We start from the raw sequence: 21,865 nt of genomic DNA on the forward strand, positions 1-21,865 counted from the left end.
GCCAGCGTCCTCAGAAGCGATGGTCGACGGTGAATTCGACGCGCCGGTCCGCACCCAGCAGCCACTGCGTGCTGGTGTAGTACGCGGTGGCGTAGTACGCCTTGTCGAACACGTTGAACAGCCGCGCGGACAGTCGCGTGCGCGGTGCCGCCTGCCAGGTCAGTGCCAGGTCGGTGGTGCTGTAGCCGGGCAGTTCCAGCGTATTGGCGTTGTCGGCGTAGCGCTTGCCGACATAACGCACGCCCCCCGCCGCACTCCAATCCGGTGCGAACTGCCAGCTCAACCACATACTGGCCAGGCGCTCGGCCACGTTCGGCGGCACGTTGCCGTCGCGCGACACCAGCACCGCCGGCGAACCCGTGGATTCCAGGAAGTCCTCGAACTCGGCCTTCAGCACCGTCGCATTGGCATCGAGCGACCAGTGCGGCGCGACGTTCCAGCTCAACGACGCTTCAACACCGCGCGAGGTCTGCGCGCCCACCTGCACCCGACGATCCGGCACCAGCGGATCACGGCTGAGCAGCCCGGTCTTGCGGATGCGATACGCCGCCAGCGTCCACTCGCCACCGTCGAAGGCCTGCTTCAGGCCCACCTCGATCTGCCGCCCCTTGGCCAGGTCGAAGGCACCGTTGGCCGGGCTGATCATCAGCAGGCCACTGACCGGGTCTGCCGCCTGCGAATACTGCGCATACAGGCTCAACGTCGGCTGCAGCGCGAATACCGTGCCTGCACGCCAGCCGGTGCTGCTGTAGGTCTTCGAGAACGCGTTCTGGCCGCTGATCAAATCGGTGCGATCAATGCGCGCGCGGTCGTGGCGCAGGCCACCCAGCACCGACCAGCGCTCGCTCAGCGCCAGCCGGTCCTCCACGAACAGCGCGTACTGCGCGGCACGGTTACGGTAGCGCGGCAGGTTCGGCGCGTCGCTGGCGAACTGGCCCGGCACCGGATCGAACGGATCGACCGGGCCCGAGCTGCCGGCATAGGTGTTGTTGGTGTGCTTGAAGTGCGCGCGGTTGGCGTCCAGGCCCACCGCGAAGCTGTTCGCCCAACCGCCCACATTGCCCTGCACACGCAGCGTCGAGGTCAGTCCGGTCTGGTCCTGGTTGTGGGTGATCTCGGTATTGCCAGATCGATCGATCAAGCCAGTAGCGCGGTTGTAGACATAGGCCTCGGCATTGCGCCAATCGCGCTGGCTGTCGATCTGGTAGACGCGCGTGCGCCATTCCACGTTCGCGTTCGGCGTCCACAGCGCATCGAGCTGGGTCCAGCGGTCGCGGAAGCGGATCTCGCTGTCGTCCACGTTGTAGTTGCGGTGGCGCAGCGCCTCCAGCTGGCGGCCGTCGACCAGCGGCGTGCCGAAGTAGCGCATCGGTTGCTGGTAGCCCTGCGCATGGGTGAGCGTCAGCTGCAGGTCCGCACGCGGCTGCCACAGCAATGCACCGGAGAACGTCGCGTCATTGTTGCGCCCACGATCAACCCAGCCACCGCTGTAGTTGCCACTCAGATCCAGCCGGTAGGCCAGCTCGGGCGTCAGCGCGCCACCACTGCCGAAACCCAGACGCGCGGTGTCGTCGCTGCCCACGGTCACGCTGATCTCGTTTTCGATGGCACCGCGCGAGGGCTTCTTCGGCACGATGTTGATCACGCCGCCGATCGCACCGTCGCCATGGATCACCGAGGCCGGGCCGCGCAGCACTTCGATGCGCTCGATCGACCAGGTATCGAACGGGAACGTGATTCCCACGCCGCCGTACTGGCGCAGCCCATCGTACAGCCGCATCACCGAGGCACCGTCGGTGAAGCCGCGGCTGGACAGCGCACTCAGGCCATTGCCCGGATGCGGCATGGCACTGATCGCACCCGCCCGGCTGATCGCATCGTTGAGGTTACTGTCGCCGCGCTGCTCCAGCTGCTCGCGCGAAATGACCGTCAGGCTGGCCGGTGTCTGCAGCACGCTCAGGCCCAATGCAGAGCCTGCGCTGGCAGTGGAGGACAGCTCGCCGCTGCGGGTGTCGACCACCCGCACGGTCTCCAGCGTGGTCGGGGGTGCCGCGTCGGCGGCAAGCAGGGGCGCAGCATGCAGGAGCAGCGCGCACAGGACAGGCAGCGTCGCCCGGCGCAGGCACGCGGGGTTGGGGTTCGTTTTCATTTTTTCACGGCATGCAAGGCTACCCCGCAATGGCAGGGCAGCAATCAGAAAGGGACAGACACGCGCGTGCGGGCACCGGCCGTAGCCGGCAACCTCATGGAAGAACGTTCAATGCAGCGCGCGTGCGGCTCAGGCAGCCATCAGTGCCGGCGGTCCACGCGCGCCCAATGTGCCGCTGATCCGTTGCGGCAACGCCCGCACCGCGCCGCGCAGTGCGCGGCACACCGGTGCCATCGGCGCCAACAGCAGCACGGCCGCCACCAGCAGGGTGATCAGCCGTGCAGCGATCAGGCAGTAATCGCAGTCCACGCCCATCTCATGATCGGCGTGTGGGTCGGCGGGCGGCTTCTTCGTGGCCCCGCCGTGCGGCATCGCCATCGCGTGATGGTCGTGGTGCCCTTCCATCGCGTGCTGTGCATGCTCTGCGTGCATCGCATGGTCCATGGCCGCCACCGGCGCAGCGGCAGCCACGTGACCGTGCGCCAGCCAGCGGCTCACCAGCGGGGCGAGCAACACCAGCAGCATGGCAAGCCATGCCAGGGCCTGGAACCGGCGGTGGAGAGCAGAACGGCGCACGCCGCCATTCTACGGGGCCATGGCCAACCTTGGACCCCGTTCAGGGTTTGCCCCCTGCGACACGGTGACGCAGGGGCTCGCCTCCAGCGGCGACATGTGAATGCAACGCACCGCGGTCCCTACGCTTGCAGGCCCCGCCTCGCCAACGTTAGGGTTCAGATGGCCACGGCAAGGAGCCAGAGGGATCCGCATGACCACCCGCATCACACAACGGCTGCGCATCAGCCTGCTCGGCCTGACCGCGCTGCTTGCCGCCTGCGCCGACAAGGGGCCGCCCCCACCGCCAGAGCCGCTGGAACTCTCACAGCCCATCGCCGTGGACGCGCCCGGCCAGCAGGTGCAGTTCGAGTTCGAAACCACGGCGCGCAATTTTGCCAGCTACCACACATATGCGGTGGAGCTGGATCTGCAGCACGTTTCCTCATCGCCAGATGCCGCTTCTCCGCGCGACCTGCACATTCCTTTACGCGTAGGACTTCAGCAATGGTCCGGCGGCACGTGGCAGCCGCTGGCAAGCCCCGACGCGTATCAGATCGCACAGTCGCAATCTGGCCAGCCTCTGCCAGACTGGCACCGCGGTAAGGGTCTGAACTACGCCCAGACCCAACGAGGCAGCGATGGGGCCTATCGACTCCATGTCGCACTGCTGCCGTTGCAGGCACAAAGTCGCTACCGCGTACAGATCAGCACGGTTGAAGACTTCGCACCACTTCGTGGCGCAAGCGCCAGGATACTGATTCACGAATCGCGTCCGCTCGCCAAGTAGCACAGTGCCTTGGCACGCACTAAAGAAACAGCGCAGCGTTCCCGCATCAACTCACGTACTGCGCCTGCCCATTGCCAAACGACCAGTTCTCCTTCTTCACCTCCACCAGGTTGATGAACACATCCTCGCGGCGGATGCCCACCGCCGCATGCAGTCCATCGGCGATGCCAGCGTACAGCGCCTTCTTCTGCTCCAGCGTGCGCCCTTCGTTCCAGGTGATCTGGATGCAGATGAAGTCGTCGGTACGGTCCACGCCCAGGTAGCCGGGGTCGTACATCAGCGTGCCGGGCGCGTGTTCCTGGAAGATCTGGAAGCGGTCGTTTTCCGGCACACCCACCGCGCGCATGGCCTGGTAGATGGTTTCGCCGACGCGTTGCAGGTAGTCGGCGGATTTACCTTTGCGAAGATCGATGCGGGCGAGCGGCATGGTGGCACTCCAGAGTGGATGGGCATGGCAACGGGCTGAGACTACGCCTGCCCGGGGCGGCGGGACAGCGCAGGGATGGAACCCTCTGGCTCCATGCGTGGCATGGTCCCGACTCCGCCGCGCGGGGTGACGCGATTGCCGTGGCGGCGCCGCTCTGGAGTCGTCTCGTGCACTGTCGGTAGGGGCGGCGATGTGCGCCATCAGTGATGGGCCGCACTACTCGCGCGTGTCGAACGGCACACATCAGAAAACGTCTGGCCTGCCTAGGGACAGTTGAGAATTTTCCTTACAGACCGATGTGATTGCCCGGCTTGAAGATCGCCGCGCCGAGGCAAGACGCCTTGGCCGGGATTGGCGTCTCGAATAAACGAATGAACACCCATCGCTGCGGTTTGTGCCGCAGCAGAGAGAATGCATCGATTGCCTTTCATGGCGGCCGGTGCGTGGGGATCGACAGATCCGCCAGGCCTTCTTCTTGATGGGAGTTCGTTTGCCTTGGCACGCCAACCCGCACCGTCCGCCACCTTCACTCCGGAAGGTGGCCCTACGCCAGTGAGGGTTTCGCCATGACCAACCGCACCGCCATCCATCCCCGCCTGCATGCCCTGATCGGCGACGTCGCAGCCGACGTGCCCGGGGACCTCGCACGCGAGATCGAGTGCGCCCTGAACGAACAGAACCTGCCGGCGCAGTCGGCCACGTTCTTCACTTGCCTCAATGCCATCAACCATGCCGACGGCGATGACGGACAGCCGTGCAACAACCTCACCCTCGGTGCCAGCAATCACGCTTCATTGCGCCGCTCGCTATCTGGGCTCGGCGCGTTGCTCGATCTGCTGCAGGCCGCCGACCGGGCGCGCAACGAAGGCGGTCCGAACGAGCAGTTGGGCGCCTTCCATATCGACGGACTGATCGTGGCCGCACGACAGTTGGTGCGCGAGGCACATCATTGCCTCTCCAGCGGCGATGCCTGACCGGCCCGGATGTGCTCCCGCTACAATCGCGCAGGGAGCGCAGGAGACCACACAGCGCTTGAAGTTCAGCAAACTTGATGAACGCCTGCTCGCAGGGGTTAGCGTCGTGTCCCGTAGTACGGCGGACAAGCACTATGAAATGTACTGCACGCGGTTCTCAGCGGACGTAATGGACGCGAATGGTCGCCCGCTGCTGGCCATCTGGCGGCATCATGGCCGAGGATCAGCCCTGACCTCTTCGAACTGAATCTGCGAAAAATCCAATCCCAGCCTGAACCTTATGGGCGCGTCTGCGTCCATTTCGGCCTCCGGGATCATTTCTAGCGCATACGGGAAGCTTGATGACAACGTCTGCATTACGAGATGTACGACCAGGATTTCAGCAATCTCCACGAGACTCTCCGCGATCACCTGCATATCCAAATGAATCGCTCCCGCAGTCTCATCATCGCTACCGACGATAAACCAGGTTGGTACACTGACACTTCCGTTGGGCAGAAGATGGAAATTCCGAACGACCGTCTTTTTCTCTGGAGCCGGGTGCTCTTGGAAGTTTCGAAGAGCGGCAATTTTGGCTATGAACTCTGAATTTTCTTCAACAAAGATGCAGAGCGGCGACTCGCCAATTCTTGCTCGCAGCGCTCTTCCCAAATGATCAAAATTATTGCACTGCTTCGCAAGCTCCAGAAAATAAGATGGGACCTGCGAAATCAGCTTTACAGCCCTGTTCGCCTGCACAAGAAACGTTACACAGTCAGCATCCAGGTCTTCAACCTGCGGAAATGGGTTCAAACCGTGACCTGAAGAATCAATGGAGAGTCCTGCCGACTGGATGGCTTCAACGATCGCCTTTACCCGTCCTCCCACTCGAATTGCTACTGCGTCACAGGCCAAAAGCGCTTCTTTGCATGCATGAAGGTGAAGCATTAGGTCTTGCCTCTGCTTCCCCGGGGCGAGCGTAGCGTGGTTCAAAAGTTCGTCCGATTGGATCAATACCCGGGCAATGGCCGGGTGTGAGGATCCGACCCAAGCGACTGGAGAAGTCACCCATGGCAAATTCACATTTGTCCGGTCTGGATCTATGGAATCTGGGGTCCTCAAGCGAAAAGTCACATCACGCTTGTACACCTCCAAAAACTCACCCATAGGTAGCATCTTGGTAATAGGCCCGGTGCCCTCTACCAGCTTGACCTGCCCTGCCTGATCTCGTTGCGACATGACTCGCTGGTTCACAGAAGCACTCCCGTGGGAACTTTCGGCATCGACCGTTATGTCAAAACTAACTCAAACAACAAGACTTCAACTGTCTGCTCTAGAGAAAGAACGTCTCTACTATCAGAGATGACCAGCGGTGGTGCACCACTCACTACGATCAGCGATCAACGGGAACTGAGACACCCCGGTCCTACAACTCGTCGTCTAGCGTCAGCTCGAAAGATTCCGACGGCAGCTCTCTCCCCTCATACAGCTCGTCAAGTGCATCATCAATTGCCTTATTGAGGCGATCAATCTGGTACTGACAGACCTGCCCGAGCGACGAGAACAAGCCGCCACTGATGTAGTAGGTGTCAAGCTTCAACGCGATCCCAATGCGCGACATGGGAACGATGTCATCGGGCGCAGCCCCAGGGGGCACTATCGTCAACTTGCGGGCGTTCTGATCGTTGTGCGCGATCACCTCGTGCCGCGCCCTGATTACGTCATTATGGACGTCGGTCATCCACCGGTGCTCAAACTTCGCCCATCTACTTGGAAGGACGCCAATAGCGGAATTCACGAAGGGCTTTGCGTACGAAACAACGGAGGATGCGTACAGGTGATAGTAAAGCGGGTGATCGAACCCAGTGACATGCTTGACCATGTAGGCACAAGCCTTTCGGCTGGCGAAGAAGTCAGAGCGGGCCAGAGTGAGCTTGTAGAGCCCCATCTTCATCTGGCGGCGAGTCAACTGCTTGTTGGAGCCCATTCGACCTCCCTGCACTTACTCTGCACTTACGAAAAAGCCGGCTCAAGGCCGGCTTTGACGTTAACCCATTAAAATCAGGGTTCTATTTGGTGGGCGGTACAGGGATCGAACCTGTGACCCTTGCCGTGTGAAGGCAATGCTCTACCGCTGAGCTAACCGCCCGGTGTGTTGCTGAGCCGCTCATTATAGGGGCTTTTCAGAGGCCGTCAACAGTTTTTCACAGTCGTGTTCACGGCGTTTCGGGGCACGCAGCCGGGCATGGCCCGGCGCTACCGGAATCACATCGTATGGGTCGGCTTGTCCGAGCCGGTCAGGCCGGCCAGCAGGGTCTCGATCTTGTGGCGCACGCCCTCGCCTTCGGCACCGTCGGCCAGCTGCACGCCGATGCCGGCGGTGCGGTTGCCCTGCGCGCCGGCCGGGGTCACCCAGATCACCTTGCCGGCCACCGGCAGGCGCTCGCTGGAATCGGGCAGGGTCAGCAGCAGGAACACCTCGTCGCCCAGGAAGTAGCGCTTGGGCGTGGGCACGAAGATGCCGCCATTCTTCACGAACGGCATGTACGCGCTGTACAGCGCGGCTTTGTCCTTCACAGCCAGGGACAGGATGCCCTGGCGGGCGTTGCTGGCACTCATCGATTTCCCCTTGCGGCAGGCCGCTCGTTCACCTTGTTCCAGGCCAGCAGCAACTCGACCACCGCGAGGTCTGCACGCACCGTGGTGCGCAGCAGGTCGCGGGTGCGGTTGGCCGCATCAAACCAGGCTGCAAGCTTGTGCAATCGCTCCGGCGTGGTCAAGGCATCGGTGCTGGCCTGGGCCAGCGCCAGGTCGGCAGCGAAGCGCAGGCGCAGCGCCGCGTTGTCATCACCACACCACTTCTGCGCCAGCTCCACCGCGCCGGTCTTGCCGGCGGCCAGCTGTTCCAGATCTCGACCGACTTCGCGGCGCAGGCTCAGGCCGTCTTCGCGCAGCCAGTTGTCGGCCTGCCCGGGATGGCCGCGGGCGGCCTCCAACGCTTCGCGCGCCGATGCTTCGCTGTGGCCCTGCTGCTGCAGCCAGGCCAATGCTTCGTGCTGCGGCGGCAGCTTGAATTCCAGGCGCTGGCAACGGCTGCGGATGGTCTGCGGCAGGCGTGCCGGGTCGCTGCTGATCAGCCACAGGTAGCGTCCGGGCTGCGGCTCTTCCAGGGTTTTCAGCAGCGCATTGGCGGCCGAACGGTTGATCGCATCGGCCGGATCGACGATCACCACCTGCGCCACGCCGTACTGCGGGGTCAGCGCGAGCTTGTCGGTGATCTCGCGCACCTGCTCGATGACGATCTCGGTACGCAGCTTGTCGCCGCTCTTGTTCGGAATGAAGCTGACCAGCTGCAGGTCCGGATGGGTACCGGCGGCGATCAGCTGGCGCGTGCGCGTGGCGTGCGTTGCATCACCCTGCGCCAGCACGTGGTCGGCCAGCGCCAGCGCCACCTCGCGCTTGCCCAGCCCGGCCGGGCCGCAGATCAGCAGGCCATGACCGAGGCGACCCGCATCGAGCGCGGCCACGGTCTGGTCGAACGCGCGCTGCTGCCACGGCGAAAACGTGCTCATGCGCCCACCCCGTCCTGCAGCCAACGCTCGATACGTGCAACCACATCGGCGGCCACGCGTTCCTGCACCTGGCCGGCGTCGATCAGCGCGAAGCGCTGCGGGTCCTGCTGTGCGCGGCTGCGGAACACTTCGCGCACGCGCTGGAAGAAATCGTCCTGCTCGCTCTCGATGCGGTCCGGCCACAGGTCACGACCGTTGGCGCGCGCGCGGCCGACGGCCACGTCCACGTCCAGCAGCAGGGTCAGCCCTGGCAGCAGGCCGACCGCGCGGCGCTCCAGGTCGGCAATCCACTGCGGGTCAAGCCCGCGGCCACCGCCCTGGTAGGCATAGCTGGAATCGGTGAAGCGATCGCTCAGCACATAGGCACCGCGCTGCAGCGCCGGTCGGATCACCTGGCGCACATGCTGGGCGCGTGCGGCGAACACCAGCAGCAGCTCGGCTTCGGCGCTGAGCGGCTCGGCGGCGATTTCGGCATCGGGCTTCAGCACCAGGCCGCGGATGCGCTCGGCCAGTGGCGTACCGCCCGGCTCGCGGGTCAGCACTACCTCGTGGCCGTGGCTGCGCAGGCAGTCACGGATGGCATTGATGGCGGTGGTCTTGCCGGCGCCCTCGCCGCCTTCCAGGCTGACGAAACGCGGGTGGCGAAGCAGCGCGGGACTCATTGCGCCGGGGTCTCCTGGGTACGTTGCTGGCGCAGCTGCTGCAGGTAGCGGGCTACGGCGGCGTTGTGCTGGTCCAGGCTGGGCGAGAACACGTGCGCGCCGCTGCCGTCGCCCACGGCGACGAAGTACAGCGCGTCGCCCGCAGCGGGCTGCGCGGCGGCCATCAGCGCGTCGCGGCTGGGCATGGCGATCGGGGTCGGGGTCAGGCCGGCACGGGTATAGGTGTTGTACGGCGTATCGGTGGTCAGGTCGCGACGGCGGATGTTGCCGTCATATGCAGCACCGAGGCCGTAGATCACGGTCGGGTCGGTCTGCAGGCGCATGCCGATCTTCAGGCGGCGCATGAACACGCCGGCGATCTGCGGTCGTTCGCTGGCCAGCGCGGTTTCCTTCTCGATGATCGAGGCCAGCGTCAGCAGTTCGTAGGGCGTGTTGATCGGCAGGTCCGGCGCGCGGCTTTCCCAGGCTTCGTCCAGCGCCTTTTCCATCGCGGCGTGGGCGCGCTTGAGCACGTCCAGATCACTGTCGCCGCGCTGGTAAACGTAGGTCTCCGGCAGGAAGCGGCCTTCCGGATGCTGGCCACCGAAGCCGAGGCGCTGCATCAACGCGGCGTCATCCAGGGTATCGGTGGTGTGCAGCAGCGGCTCGGCGCGCTTGAGTGCGGCACGCAGCTGGCGGATGTTCCAGCCCTCGACAATCGTGACCCGGTGCTGCAGCACCTTGCCGGCGCGCATGCGCAGCAGCAGCTCGCGCGGGGTCAGATCGCCACTGAGCGCATACTCGCCCACCTTCAGTTTGCCGGCCGCATCGAGCTGGCGCGCCAGCAACTGCCACTGGGTATCCTGGCCCTCGTCCACGCCGGCCTCGCGCAGCTTGCGCAGCACGCTGTTCATGCCATCGCCGCTGGCGATGACCACGCTCTCGGCGGTCGGGGTGATCGGGGCATCGGCGAACCGGGTCTGCTGGTAGAAGAACCACGCGCCCGCGCCGGCCACGACGGCGCCCAGCACCACCAACAGCGTTACCACGAACAGACACCCGCGCTTGGCTCCCGCCATGGACTACCTCTGAACTCGATTCCGTCGTGCAGGATACCGTGCCGGTGGATTGGGGTCATGACCGGGGCCACACACCCGTGCCGACCAACGGTCGGCACCCACCACAACACTGGCACCCACCGGTACGGTAGTGCCGGCCGCTGGCCGGCAAGCGCGCGGATCATGGGTGCATGAGGTTGCCGGCCAGCGGCCGGCACTACCGGAACACGCCTACCCTTGCTGGCCCAGCGCGCGCAGCAGGCCGCGGGCCTTGGCGCGGGTCTCGTCCAGTTCCTTGTCCGGGTCCGAATCGACCACGATGCCGGCGCCGGTGCGGAAGCTGACCTGGTGGCCATCCACTTCGGCGGTGCGGATCAGGATGTTCAGGTCCAGGTCGCCATCGCGGTTCAGCCAGCCGAACGCGCCGGTGTAGGCACCGCGCGGCACCTGCTCCAGCTCGCTGATGATCTGCATGCAGCGCACCTTGGGGCAGCCGGTGATGGTGCCACCGGGGAACGTGGCGGCGATCACCTCGCCGGGGGTGACCTCCGGGCGCAGGTGGCCGCTGACGTTGCTGACGATGTGGTGCACGTGCGCGTAGCTCTCCACGGTCATCAGCTCGTCGACCACCACGGTACCGGGCAGGCAGATGCGGCCCAGGTCGTTGCGCTCCAGGTCGATCAGCATCACGTGTTCGGCGCGCTCCTTGGGGTGGCCGACCAGCTCCTGGATGCGCGCGGCATCATCGTCCCCCTCGAAGCGCGGACGCGTGCCGGCAATCGGACGGGTCTGCGCGTGGCCGGCATGCACCGACACCAGCCGCTCCGGCGAGGAACTGACCACATGGCGGCCATGCGCGCTGAACAGGCCGGCGAACGGTGCCGGGTTGGCGCGGCGCAGCTGCGCGTACAGCGCCTGCGGGCTGACCGGCGCGGCAAACTGCGCGCTCCAGCGCCGCGACAGGTTCACCTGGAACACATCGCCGGCGCGCAGGTACTCGATTACCCGGCGCACACCGTCGGTGAAACGTTGCGGCGCATCCTCGTCCACCGCCTGCGGCGGCTGCCAGCCCTGCCCGGCTTCGGGCAGCGCGGCCGAGGCCAGTGCCACCAGCGCATCCAGCAACGCCTGCTCGCCGGCCTCGGCGATGACGAAGCTGGCGTCGTTGTGGTGGTCGTGCAGCACCGCGGCCGGGCAGCGCAGCGCCAGCGCGGTCGGGCGGCCATCCTCGCGTGCGCGCGCCGGCAGCACCGGTTCGATCTGGCTGGCCACTTCGTAATCGAGCATCAACGCCCAGCCGCCGCGGAACGGCAGGCTGTGGCTGCCGTCATGCGGCAGGCGTTCGCGCTGCCAGGCACGGTCCAGCACCTGCAGGAAGCTGCCGGCGTGCACCGCGTCGTGCTGGTCGCGCACCTGGCCATCCGCATCCAGCCGCAGGCCATCACCCTGCGCGGCCAGCAGCAGGCTCCAGCGGCCCTGCGCGGTGCCCGAAGCAGTGGATTCCATCAGCAGCGGAAAGCGAGCCGGGTCATGCTGCTGCAGGGCCAGCAGATCGATCGGGTGCGGCAGCGGGTGGATCAGCGGTGCGTGGGTCATGGCAGCCAGTTCTGGGGGTTCAGATGCACGGAAGCCGCCTTGCGGCGGCTCCGGAGAACGCGGCGTCGAGCATGGCCCGACGCTACAACTCGGTCAGACGCGCTTGAAGACCAGCGTGCCGTTGGTGCCGCCGAAGCCGAAACCATTGGACATCACCACGTCGACCTTGGCCTGGCGTGCTTCGTTGGGCACGTAGTCCAGGTCGCAGCCTTCGCCCGGCTGCTGCAGGTTGATGGTCGGCGGGATGACGTTGTCCTGCAGTGCCATCACCGAGAAGATCGCTTCCACGCCGCCGGCAGCACCCAGCAGGTGGCCGGTCATCGACTTGGTGGAGCTGACCATCATCTTGTAGGCGTGGTCGCCGAAGGCGGTCTTCATCGCCATCGTCTCGCCCAGGTCGCCCAGCGGCGTGGAGGTGCCGTGCGCGTTGAGGTAGCCCACCTGTTCCGGGGTCACGCCCGCGTCCTTCATGGCCATGGCCATGCAGCGCGCGGCGCCTTCGCCGTTCTCGCTCGGTGCGGTCATGTGGTACGCGTCGGAGCTGGCGCCGAAGCCGGCCAGTTCGCAGTAGATCTTCGCGCCACGTGCCTTGGCGTGCTCGTACTCTTCCAGGATCAGGATGCCGGCGCCGTCGCCCAGCACGAAGCCGTCACGGTCCTTGTCCCACGGGCGCGAGGCCTGTTCCGGGGCGTCATTGCGGGTACTCATGGCCTTCATCGCGCAGAAGCCGCCCACGGCGGTCGGCGAAGAGCCACGTTCGGCACCACCGACCACCATCACGTCGGCGTCACCGTACTGGATCATGCGCATCGCGGTGCCGATCGAGTGGTTCGAGGTCGCGCACGCCGACACCGCCGAGAACGACGGGCCCTTCAGGCCGGTGATGATGCTCAGCTGGCCCGGCAGCATGTTGATGATGGTCTTGGGCACGTAGAAGGGCGAGATCTTCTTGCCCTCATGGAACTCGATGGTCTGCTCTTCGATGCCGAGCAGGCCGCCGATGCCGGCGCCGACGATGGCGCCGATGCGCTCGGCATTGGCGTCGGTGATCTCCAGGCCCGAGTCGTGCAGGGCCATGAACGAGGCACCGAGGCCGTAATGGATGAACGGGTCCATCTTCTTGGCATCCTTGCCGCTGACCCGGAACTTGCCGAACAGTTCATTGTCGGCGGTGATGTCGAATCCCTTGACCTCACCGGCAATCTTGGTGGTGAACCGATCCAGATAGGCATCAGAAACGTTGGTCAGCGGACCGATGCCCGAACGACCGTGGGTGATGCCTTCCCAGCTGCTGGCCAGATCATTGCCCAACGGCGAGACGATACCCAGGCCGGTTACGACGACGCGACGCTTCATTGCTGATTCTCCTGGCCCGGCTGATTTCAACGGGCAACGCGGTTTGCTTCGGTGTGATGCCCAAACACACGGGGCCGCAACAGCGGCCCCATGGGGTGCGGTGCGCGGCGAGCGTGGCCCGCGCGCGCACTGCCGTCTGACATCAGGCCTTGACGTGGGCCTTGATGTAGTCGATGGCGGCCTGCACGGTGCTGATCTTCTCGGCTTCTTCGTCCGGGATCTCGCACTCGAATTCTTCTTCCAGGGCCATCACCAGCTCGACGGTGTCCAGCGAGTCAGCGCCCAGGTCATCGACGAACGATGCGCTGTTGGTGACTTCTTCTTCCTTGACGCCAAGCTGTTCGACGACGATTTTCTTGACGCGTTCTTCGATGGTGCTCATGGGATCTCGCTCCAGATGGAGTTGTGGTTCAAAAGTGGTCGCCATCAAGGGCGATGGCCGTGGGATAGTGTAGTGGAAACCGGCGCGGCCTTGCATTGCAGCAAAAACCTCCGCAGATCAATCACTTGCGGCGCAATCCCTGCGCCCCTTGCTTACGGCATGTACATGCCGCCGTTCACATGGAGGGTTTCGCCGGTGATGTAACCGGCAGCCGGGCTGGCCAGGAAGGCCACCGCATGGGCGATGTCTTCCGGCGATCCCAGGCGTTCGAGGGCGATGTCGTTGATCAGCGCGGTGCGCGCTTCTTCCGGCAACGCCTTGGTCATGTCGGTGTCGATGAAGCCAGGTGCGACAACATTGACGGTGACACCGCGCGAACCGATTTCCTTGGCCAGCGACTTGCTGAAGCCGATGATGCCGGCCTTGGCCGCGGCGTAGTTGGCCTGGCCGGCATTGCCGGTCACGCCCACCACCGATGCGATGTTGATGATGCGGCCCTTGCGCGCCTTCATCATGCCGCGCATCACCGCCTTGCTGGTGCGGAACACGCTGGTCAGGTTGGTGTCGATGATCGACGCCCAGTCCTCGTCCTTCATGCGCATCAGCAGGTTGTCGCGGGTGATGCCGGCATTGTTGACCAGGATCGAGATCGGGCCGAATTCCTTGGCGATGCCATCGAGCACGCTGTCCAGCGCGGCGGCATCGGTGACGTTCAGCGCGCGGCCGTGACCACCGTGGGCGGCCAGGCGTTCGCCGATCGCGGCAGCGCCGGATTCGGTGGTGGCGGTACCGATGACGGTGGCGCCCTGGGCGGCCAGCAGATCGGCGATGGCGGCACCGATGCCACGGCTGGCGCCGGTGACCAGTGCGATTTCACCCTGCAGGGGCTTGCTCATGATGTTTTCCTCAGGCTGGGGCGACCGCCGCACCCGTGCCGCTTGCAGCGGCGACCGGCACGGTCGGCAGGAACAGGGGAATCAGGCCGACCACGCCTCGCGGGCGGCTTCGAAGTCGCCCGGAGTGGCCAGCGGACGGCCGTCGATGGCCTTGTCGATGCGCTTGACCAGACCGGTCAGCACCTTGCCCGGGCCGCACTCGGCGATCCGGGTGACGCCACGGGCAGCCAGCGCCTGCACGCACCCGGTCCACTGTACCGGCTGGTACAGCTGCTGGACCAGCGCGGTGCGGAGGGCGTCCACGCCGTCGTGCACCTGGGCATCGACGTTCTGGATCACCGGCAGCTGCGGCGCCTGCCAGGACAGGCCGGCCATCACCTCGGCCAGGCGGTTGGCGGCTTCGCGCATCAGCGGGGTGTGCGAGGGCACGCTGACGGCCAGCTTGACCGCCTTGCGCACGCCCTTCTCGGCCAGCAGCGCCAGCGCACGGTCGACCGCGTCGGCGTCGCCACCGATCACGATCTGGCCCGGCGAATTGAAGTTGGCCGGCACCACCACCTGGCTGCCCGCCGCTTCGGCGCAGACGTCCAGTACCAGCTGGTCTTCGGCGCCGAGCACGGCGGCCATGGCGCCGACGCCGGCCGGGGCGGCTTCCTGCATCAGCTGGCCGCGCAGGCGCACCAGGTGCGCACCGTCATGCAGGCTCAGCGCGCCTGCGGCAACCAAGGCGGTGTACTCGCCCAGGCTGTGGCCGGCCAGCACCGACGGGCGCGGACCGCCCACGGCGTTCCAGGCGCGCCACACGCCGATGCTTGCCGCCAGCAGGGCCGGCTGGGTGTATTCGGTACGGTTGAGCATTTCCTCCGGGCCACCCTGGGACAGCGCCCACAGGTCGACGCCGGCACCATCGGATGCCTCGGTGAAGGCTTCACGCACCTGCGGGTGCAGTTCGGCCAGCTCGGCCACCATGCCCACAGACTGCGAGCCCTGGCCGGGGAAGACAAAAGCGAGGGTGGATACGGTCACGCGGTCATCCGCTTGTTGCAATCGAAGCGGGCCATGATAAGGGCGAATCCGCTGTGTCGTCTGTACGTGCGCGTATGCAGGCGTATGGAGCGCGGCCGGGCAAGCGCAACGGGTCAGATCCCTTTTCCGCAGGAAAAGGGATCTGACCCCTGTCAGCCATCAGCAGAACAGCTGCAGCACGTCCAGATCGCCGTCGGCGAGGAAATCCACGCACAGCCCCACCAGCATCAGCACCCCGGCCGTACTGGCGCCGTGGGTGATGAAGATCGAATGGGCCAGCGCGCGCGCTGAACGCCCCAGCTTCATGCAGACCCGGGCCAGGCTGCGCAGGCGGCCACTGACCGCATGCACGTGCTCGCGTACCGGCGCCTGAACGTCGCCCATCGCTTCGGCCATCATCGCCTGCAGGTGCTCGGGGCGGTCGGCGTAGTACTTGGCCACGCCATAGCCGAACATCAGCCAGTCACGGGCCTGCGCTTCGGACAGGTCCATCACTTCCAGCGGATCTTCCTCGAAGTCGATGAAGCCGACCTTCTCGCCATCCCAGGTGAGGTTGCGCGGCAAGGGCTGGCCGAAATAGGCCCCGCGCGCATGCGCCTGGGCGATGGACTGCATCGCCGCCATCACCAGCCGATCGCGGCCGGCCTCATCGGCTTCACGCAGGCAGGTATTGAACGAGCTGCCGTTGTCGCCGATCACCAGTGCAGCGTGGCCGGTGCCCAGCACGTCGGGCACGTTCACGCCCTGTGCCTGCAGTTCCCCCAGGCGCCGGGCTTCGGTTTCGCGTGCTGCATCGCCGCCGCGATGCGGTGGCGGGCGCAGCGCATCCAGATGGAAACGGCGCGCAACAAAATTGAGCAGGCCCAGGGCCATTGCCCGGCTTCCCTTGCCGTACTGCTTCAGCCAGGCACGTTGCCCTTCGATGACGATGGGCTCAACCATGACAGGTCCTCCTTAAACGCGTTACGGCCCCGGAGGGGCCGTAACGACAAGACTTCACATTGTCGTAACTTGCACTATCAATAGCGCAGCAGGGCCGAACCCCACGTGAAGCCGCCGCCGAAGGCCTCCAGCAGCAGCAGCTGGCCACGCTCGACCTTGCCCGAACGCACCGCGGCGTCCAGCGCCAGCGGCACCGAGCCGGAGGAGGTGTTGCCGTGCTTGTCGACGGTCACCACGACCTGGTCCATCGACATCTCCAGACGCTTGGCGGTGGCTTCGATGATGCGCAGGTTGGCCTGGTGCGGGATCAGCCAGTCCAGGTCGGACTTGTCCAGGCCGTTGGCAGCCAGGGTCTCGTCCACGACCGAGTCCAGCGCCTTGACGGCATACTTGAACACGTCGTTGCCCTTCATGTTGATGGTGCCACCGCCGTTGGCGCCGTCCTTGAAGCCGGTCGAAACGCCGACCGGGTTCCACAGCAGTTCCTTCTTGCTGCCATCGGCATGCAGGTGGGTGCTGAGGATGCCGGTCTCTTCGTCGGCCTTCAGCACGACAGCGCCGGCGCCATCACCGAACAGCACGCAGGTGGTGCGATCGTTCCAGTCGACCATGCGGGTCAGCGTTTCGGTGCCGATCACCAGCACATGCTTGCAGTCGCCGGAGCGGATGAACTTGTCGGCCACGCCCAGCGCGAACACGAAGCCGGAACAGGCCGCGTTCACGTCGAAGGCAGGGCACCCCGCCACACCGAGCTTGGCCTGGACCAGGCACGCGGTGGACGGAAAAATGAGGTCAGGCGTGGTCGTACCGACCACGATCATGTCGAGCTGCGAGGCATCGATGCCTGCGGCTCCCAGCGCGCGCAGGGCGGCGTTGTAGCCGAGGTCGCTGGTGGTTTCGCCTTCGGCCGCGATGTGCCGTTCACGAATGCCGGTGCGCGACTGGATCCACTCGTCCGAGGTTTCGACCATTTTTTCCAGGTCGGCGTTGGTCAGGACTTTTTCCGGCAAATAGCTGCCGGTGCCCGCGATCCTCGAGTAGATCCGCTTGCTCATCATGTTTCCTGTTGCGCGGGCCGCCGATCACCGGCACGCCCGGGAAAGAAGGCAAAGGCCGCTGCCCGGAGACAGCGGCCTTCCCGGCACATCAATCTTCTTCGACGGCCGAGGTCTTGGTCTGGATGACCTTCTTGCCGCGGTAGAAACCATCGGCAGTGATGTGGTGACGCAGATGCACTTCGCCGGTGGTCGGGTCGGTCGACAGCTGCTTGGCGCTCAGGGCGTCATGCGAACGGCGCTGGCCGCGGCGGGACGGGGTAACACGGGATTTCTGCACAGCCATGGGATTGCTCCAAACTCGGTTCGTTTTGCTTCGTCGTATCGTCGCGCAGGACGCCAGCGCCCAGCACACTTTCGCTTTCGCCGCAGCCGCCGACGACAATCCGGCTGCTATTGTTTCTTCAGTGCCGCCAACGCCGCGAACGGGTTGGCCTTCTTCGTTTCTTCTTCGCTCGGTGCCCAGTCCTTGTCGACTGCTTCACCGTCGGGCGACAGCGGCACCACAGGCACCGCCAGCACCAGCTCGTCCTCGACCAGGTCCAGCGGACGCAGCTGGCCGTCTTCCGGCACCAGCAACGCCTCGTATTCCTCCGGCAGGGACGATTCCTCGTCCTCGTCGCGGATCAGGCCAAGCCTCTGGGTCACCTTCACCGGCAACAGGAATCGCTGCATGCTGCGCTGACAGGTCAGCGGCAACGCGGTGTCGATGGTCAGTTCCACATAGGATACCCGCAAGACGTCGTCGCGACCGAATTCAAGCGAGTAGACACACTCGCCGTCGGTATCTGCGACCAACCCTTGCAGGCGGGTCAATTCAGCCAGGGGCACCTGACCGTCGAAGCGCCTTCGCGCTACAACCATCCGCCAGGCATCCAGCGTTTCGGGCACGTTCGCGGACATAAGCCGCTGAATACTAAGGATCGCGGTGTCTGCTGTCAAATGCCTGCCCTGCAGGACTTGCCGCGGGCGGCGCAGGCGGGCCAGACTGCCGCGCCCTGCCCCGGTATTGTCACATGCCACTGGTCCTGGCCTCCACCTCCCGCTACCGCCGCGAACTGCTGCAACGGCTGGGCCTGCCCTTCGACTGCGCACGCCCGGACGTGGATGAAACCCCGTTGAACGGCGAAGCTCCGCTGGCGCTGGCCACGCGCCTGGCGGCCGCCAAGGCCGCCGATGTGGCCGCCCACCATCCGGGCGCCTGGGTGATCGGCTCGGACCAGGTGGCCGACCTGAACGGCCAGCCGCTGGGCAAGCCGGGCACGGCCGAGGCCGCCTGTGCGCAGCTGGCGGCGATGTCCGGGCAAACCGTGCGCTTTCACACGGCAATCAGTCTCAGGCGCGATGGAGAATCCTTCGCCGCAGTGGATCTGACCGAAGTACGCTTCCGCGCGCTGGACCCGCTGGAGATCGCCCGTTATGTCGCCGCTGAGCAGCCACTGGACTGCGCCGGCAGCTTCAAGTGCGAGGGCCTGGGCATCAGCCTGTTCGAGGCGATCGACAACCGCGACCCGACCGCGCTGGTCGGCCTGCCGTTGATCGCGCTGTGCGGACTGCTGCGCAGGGCCGGATTCGCGGTGCCGTGAACGGTAGAGCCGAGCATCGGCTCGGCTCGACAGGACCAGAGGACGTCAGCGCACCTCGAACGGCTGCTCCTGCCACGCCTCCACGCTGCCATCGCGCCCGTACAGGCGCAGGCCGAGCCAATGCCGCCCCGGTGCCAGCGTGGCGGTATCCAGCGAGGCATCAAAGCCCACCGACGGATGCTGCGGGTCGGTACTGCCCGGCCAGGCGGGGCGGACGTCGAACACGCGCCCGTAGCGCGCATCACCGATCGGGCGGCCGTCGACCAGCACTTCGATGCGTGCCAGGCCGACGCCATCCTTGAAGGCCCAGCCCTTGATCGCCAGCGTTCCGGAAACCGTCTGACCATTGGACGGCGCATCCAGCCACGCCATCGCCGGCGTCACGCACGGCCCCGGTGCACGCTGCGCCGGCAACCGGAACAACAGGAACCGCTGGAAGCCATGGTCGCTGCTGACCACGCGCGGCGCGGGCAACGGCCCGACCTGCTCGCAGATGGTGTGATAGCGCGCCAGCAGATCGCGGTAGCGCTGGTCGCTGGGTGACAGCACCAGCAACATCGGCGTATTGCGCGGGCCTTCGTGCAGCAGGTTCCACTGCGCCAGCTGCGCGGTTCGCCCATGCTTGTCATTGAGCGGATGCGGCAACACCTGGATATCACCGTCGCCCAGCTGGAAGCCCAGTTCGGCACCGACCTTGAAGTTGCCCGCCAGGACACGCGTGCCGGGCGGCATCTGGCGCAGCTCGTCGCGCACCGCCACGGCCAGCGGTTGCCAGCCGGCGAAGTTGCGCGGGTAGTACTTGCTGCCCGCCATCTGCTCGCGCAGCGCCGGCGTGGACGCCATCAGGTAGTAGCCGAAGGCCAGCACGGTACCCGCCGCCGCCAGCCACCAGCCGGTACGGCGCAGCCAGCGCGGCCAGCCATTGAGCACCACCGGCACCGCCACCAGCAGTGCCAGGTAGCCCGGCAGCGGCCAGTGGAAACTGATGCGTTCGACATCGGTGAAGAAACCCAGCAGGAAAATGCCCAGCGTCGATACACCGCCCACCAGGCCGAAGTAGCGCCACTGCACCCGCGCGCCGCCGCCGCTGCGGGTGCCGGCCAGCGCGACCTTCCACATCGCGATGCACAGGATCGGCGTGACCAGCATCGGCTGGATCACCAGGAACCACAGTCCCTCCCACTCGAAAGCCCACGGGTGGCGCTCCACCACCTGGAACTTCAGGCCGGCATCATGGTTGTCCGCGTTCCAGGCCAGCAGCGGCAGCCAGGCCAGCACACCCACCGCCAGCGCCACCCATACGCGCGGATCGGCCAGCATGCGACGCCCCTGCGGCAACGCCAGCAGCGCGATGAACCCGACGCCGATGACACCGATGAAGCGGTAGTGGCTGAGCGCACCGATCAGCAGGCCCAGCGCCAGCTTCATCGCCGATGATGCATCCACGCTGTGCAGCAGGCGTGCGCCGGCGTGCAGGCAGATCACTGCGGCCAGCGCCATGGGCACGTCCGGCACCGCCAGCAGGCCCAGCGTGGCCGACAGCGGCATCAGCAGGGTCAGGCTGCCCGCCTGCCACCCGGCAACGTTGCCGAACCAGCGTGTGGCGATGCGCACCACCAGCAACGGCAACAGCGCACCGATGGCCAGGAACGGCAATCGCAATGCGAGTACGTGATGACCGCCAATCTCCACACCCAGGCGTGCCAGCCAGGCGGTCAGCCCCGGCAGATCGGAATAGGCAGCGGCCAGGTGCTGGCCTTCCTGCCAGTAGAACGCTTCGTCGACGAACAGCGGCAGGCGCGCAGCCACCACCAGCTTGGCCGCTGTGACCAGCGTCCACAACCAGAGAAATATCGTCCGCGCGCGCTGTTCGCCTTGCATTGCTCTATGGATAATCGAATGGATTCCAGACCTGAGACGATCATGCCAGCCTCGTCCCCCACTCCCAGCATGCTAACCGATCAACTGCGCCAGGCCCTGCGGGAGGCACAGGATCAGGTGAACGCACTGGTGCTGGGCAAGGTGCCGGAAGTCAGGCTGGCCTTTGTCGCCCTGCTTTCCGGCGGCCACCTGCTCATCGAGGATCTGCCTGGCCTGGGCAAGACCACGCTCGCGCATGCGCTGGCCAGCAGCCTCGGCCTCAGCTTCCAGCGCGTGCAGTTCACCTCCGACCTGTTGCCGGCCGATGTGCTTGGCGTATCGGTGTACGAGGCCGGCAGCCGCCAGTTCCAGTTCCATCCCGGCCCGGTGTTCACCCACGTGCTGCTGGCCGATGAGATCAACCGCGCACCGCCGCGCACGCAGAGCGCGTTGCTGGAGGCGATGGCCGAGCAGCAGGTCACCCTGGACGGACAGACGCATCCGCTGCCCGATCCGTTCTTCGTCATCGCCACGCAGAACCCGGTCGACCTGTCCGGCACCTTCCCGTTGCCGGATTCGCAGCTGGACCGTTTCCTGCTGCGCCTGGCAATGGGCTACCCGAGCGCGCAGGCCGAGCGCGAACTGCTGCGTGGCAGCGATCGCCGCGACCTGATCGCGCGCGCGGTGCCGAAGCTGGACGACACCCAGGTGCGTGCGTTGCGTGAAGCGGTTGGCCAGGTGCACGCCAGCGACGCGCTGGTCGACTACGTGCAGGCGCTGCTGACCCGCAGCCGCCAGCATGCCGGGGTCCGCGTGGGTCTGTCGCCGCGTGCCGGGCTGGCCCTGCTGCGCGCCGCCAGGGCGCACGCGCTGCTGCTCGGCCGCGGGCACGTGGTTCCCGAGGACGTGCAGACCCTGTTCGTGGCGGTGGCCGGCCATCGCCTGGTGGCCGAGGCCGAATCCAGTTCCGGGCCGGCACTGGCGCGCGCGATCCTGCAGACCGTCGCGGTGGACTGAAGGTGGC

The 21,865-nt window shown here is 65.8% G+C and carries 23 protein-coding genes and 1 tRNA gene; 4 read left to right on the top strand and 20 right to left on the bottom strand.

Annotated features, from left to right (window positions below):
* Positions 1-10: 10 nt before the first annotated feature.
* Both AC5P9C_RS16835 and AC5P9C_RS16840 read right to left on the bottom strand, forming a co-directional pair.
* Positions 11-2,149 (bottom strand): TonB-dependent receptor, encoded by a 2,139-nt coding sequence (locus AC5P9C_RS16835; protein WP_343540773.1) that lies wholly within the window; start codon positions 2,147-2,149, stop codon positions 11-13.
* Between the two features lie 129 nt (positions 2,150-2,278).
* Positions 2,279-2,674, bottom strand: coding sequence for a DUF2946 family protein (locus tag AC5P9C_RS16840; protein ID WP_057495159.1), 396 nt, complete (start codon positions 2,672-2,674; stop codon positions 2,279-2,281).
* Positions 2,675-2,915: 241 nt separating this feature from the next.
* Here AC5P9C_RS16840 and AC5P9C_RS16845 point away from each other — a divergent pair, with 241 nt between their 5' ends.
* Complete coding sequence (locus AC5P9C_RS16845) at positions 2,916-3,491, top strand: hypothetical protein (protein WP_343540772.1); 576 nt, start codon at positions 2,916-2,918, stop codon at positions 3,489-3,491.
* 46 nt (positions 3,492-3,537) lie between these two features.
* Here AC5P9C_RS16845 and AC5P9C_RS16850 read toward each other — a convergent pair whose 3' ends face one another.
* A complete protein-coding gene (locus AC5P9C_RS16850; protein WP_049417078.1) occupies positions 3,538-3,918 on the bottom strand; it encodes a tautomerase family protein in 381 nt (126 codons plus the stop codon).
* Between the two features lie 566 nt (positions 3,919-4,484).
* Here AC5P9C_RS16850 and AC5P9C_RS16855 point away from each other — a divergent pair.
* Positions 4,485-4,892, top strand: coding sequence for a hypothetical protein (locus tag AC5P9C_RS16855; RefSeq protein WP_049417077.1), 408 nt, complete (start codon positions 4,485-4,487; stop codon positions 4,890-4,892).
* 210 nt (positions 4,893-5,102) lie between these two features.
* Here AC5P9C_RS16855 and AC5P9C_RS16860 read toward each other — a convergent pair whose 3' ends face one another.
* The 16 genes from AC5P9C_RS16860 to AC5P9C_RS16935 all read right to left on the bottom strand — a co-directional run bounded on the left by AC5P9C_RS16860 (position 5,103) and on the right by AC5P9C_RS16935 (position 18,298).
* Positions 5,103-6,125, bottom strand: a complete 1,023-nt coding sequence (locus tag AC5P9C_RS16860) for a hypothetical protein (protein ID WP_152904740.1) — start codon at positions 6,123-6,125, stop codon at positions 5,103-5,105.
* 172 nt (positions 6,126-6,297) lie between these two features.
* Positions 6,298-6,858 carry a hypothetical protein gene (locus AC5P9C_RS16865; RefSeq protein WP_033835182.1) on the bottom strand — a complete coding sequence of 187 codons (561 nt, stop codon included), beginning with the start codon at positions 6,856-6,858 and terminating at the stop codon, positions 6,298-6,300.
* An 87-nt stretch (positions 6,859-6,945) separates the two neighbouring features.
* Positions 6,946-7,020: transfer RNA gene (locus tag AC5P9C_RS16870), tRNA-Val, on the bottom strand.
* A 116-nt stretch (positions 7,021-7,136) separates the two neighbouring features.
* Complete coding sequence (locus tag AC5P9C_RS16875) at positions 7,137-7,490, bottom strand: PilZ domain-containing protein (protein WP_005412452.1); 354 nt, start codon at positions 7,488-7,490, stop codon at positions 7,137-7,139.
* Positions 7,487-8,443, bottom strand: coding sequence for a DNA polymerase III subunit delta' (locus tag AC5P9C_RS16880; protein ID WP_049469129.1), 957 nt, complete (start codon positions 8,441-8,443; stop codon positions 7,487-7,489). The genes AC5P9C_RS16875 and AC5P9C_RS16880 overlap by 4 nt, the downstream gene beginning before the upstream one ends.
* Positions 8,440-9,105, bottom strand: coding sequence for a dTMP kinase (gene tmk, locus AC5P9C_RS16885; protein WP_329853464.1), 666 nt, complete (start codon positions 9,103-9,105; stop codon positions 8,440-8,442). Before tmk ends, AC5P9C_RS16880 begins: the two co-directional genes overlap by 4 nt.
* Entirely contained in the window at positions 9,102-10,163 is a 1,062-nt protein-coding gene (gene mltG / locus AC5P9C_RS16890) for an endolytic transglycosylase MltG (protein ID WP_495205218.1), read from the bottom strand. Before mltG ends, tmk begins: the two co-directional genes overlap by 4 nt.
* A 210-nt stretch (positions 10,164-10,373) precedes the next feature.
* The gene (locus AC5P9C_RS16895) at positions 10,374-11,738 is read right to left on the bottom strand and encodes an aminodeoxychorismate synthase component I (RefSeq protein ID WP_088476248.1); all 1,365 of its coding nucleotides are present in this window, start codon (positions 11,736-11,738) and stop codon (positions 10,374-10,376) included.
* 93 nt (positions 11,739-11,831) lie between these two features.
* Entirely contained in the window at positions 11,832-13,094 is a 1,263-nt protein-coding gene (gene fabF, locus AC5P9C_RS16900) for a beta-ketoacyl-ACP synthase II (protein WP_049471064.1), read from the bottom strand.
* Positions 13,095-13,236: 142 nt separating this feature from the next.
* Positions 13,237-13,476, bottom strand: a complete 240-nt coding sequence (gene acpP, locus AC5P9C_RS16905) for an acyl carrier protein (RefSeq protein ID WP_005415509.1) — start codon at positions 13,474-13,476, stop codon at positions 13,237-13,239.
* Positions 13,477-13,628: 152 nt separating this feature from the next.
* Entirely contained in the window at positions 13,629-14,372 is a 744-nt protein-coding gene (fabG, locus tag AC5P9C_RS16910; RefSeq protein WP_005408312.1) for a 3-oxoacyl-ACP reductase FabG, read from the bottom strand.
* Between the two features lie 81 nt (positions 14,373-14,453).
* On the bottom strand, positions 14,454-15,398 hold the full coding sequence (gene fabD, locus AC5P9C_RS16915; RefSeq protein WP_049471061.1) for an ACP S-malonyltransferase: 945 nt from the start codon (positions 15,396-15,398) through the stop codon (positions 14,454-14,456).
* 159 nt (positions 15,399-15,557) lie between these two features.
* On the bottom strand, positions 15,558-16,340 hold the full coding sequence (locus AC5P9C_RS16920; protein WP_049471060.1) for a BUD32 family EKC/KEOPS complex subunit: 783 nt from the start codon (positions 16,338-16,340) through the stop codon (positions 15,558-15,560).
* Positions 16,341-16,417: 77 nt separating this feature from the next.
* Positions 16,418-17,395, bottom strand: a complete 978-nt coding sequence (locus AC5P9C_RS16925) for a beta-ketoacyl-ACP synthase III (RefSeq protein WP_495205219.1) — start codon at positions 17,393-17,395, stop codon at positions 16,418-16,420.
* A gap of 91 nt (positions 17,396-17,486) precedes the next feature.
* Positions 17,487-17,681 (bottom strand): 50S ribosomal protein L32, encoded by a 195-nt coding sequence (rpmF, locus tag AC5P9C_RS16930; RefSeq protein WP_005408308.1) that lies wholly within the window; start codon positions 17,679-17,681, stop codon positions 17,487-17,489.
* Between the two features lie 107 nt (positions 17,682-17,788).
* A complete protein-coding gene (locus AC5P9C_RS16935; RefSeq protein WP_049471056.1) occupies positions 17,789-18,298 on the bottom strand; it encodes a YceD family protein in 510 nt (169 codons plus the stop codon).
* 113 nt (positions 18,299-18,411) lie between these two features.
* Between AC5P9C_RS16935 and AC5P9C_RS16940 the strand changes: the two genes are divergently transcribed.
* The gene (locus tag AC5P9C_RS16940; protein WP_329853457.1) at positions 18,412-18,981 is read left to right on the top strand and encodes a Maf family protein; all 570 of its coding nucleotides are present in this window, start codon (positions 18,412-18,414) and stop codon (positions 18,979-18,981) included.
* A gap of 45 nt (positions 18,982-19,026) precedes the next feature.
* Here AC5P9C_RS16940 and AC5P9C_RS16945 read toward each other — a convergent pair whose 3' ends face one another.
* Positions 19,027-20,862: a glycosyltransferase family 39 protein gene (locus tag AC5P9C_RS16945; RefSeq protein ID WP_329853455.1), complete on the bottom strand. Its 1,836-nt coding sequence runs from the start codon at positions 20,860-20,862 to the stop codon at positions 19,027-19,029.
* Between the two features lie 42 nt (positions 20,863-20,904).
* On the opposite strand from AC5P9C_RS16945, the gene AC5P9C_RS16950 reads away from it, so the two are divergent.
* A complete protein-coding gene (locus tag AC5P9C_RS16950; RefSeq protein WP_049471052.1) occupies positions 20,905-21,858 on the top strand; it encodes an AAA family ATPase in 954 nt (317 codons plus the stop codon).
* Positions 21,859-21,865: the final 7 nt, after the last annotated feature.

The organism is Stenotrophomonas sp. YJH_SMC_10 (assembly GCF_059371555.1).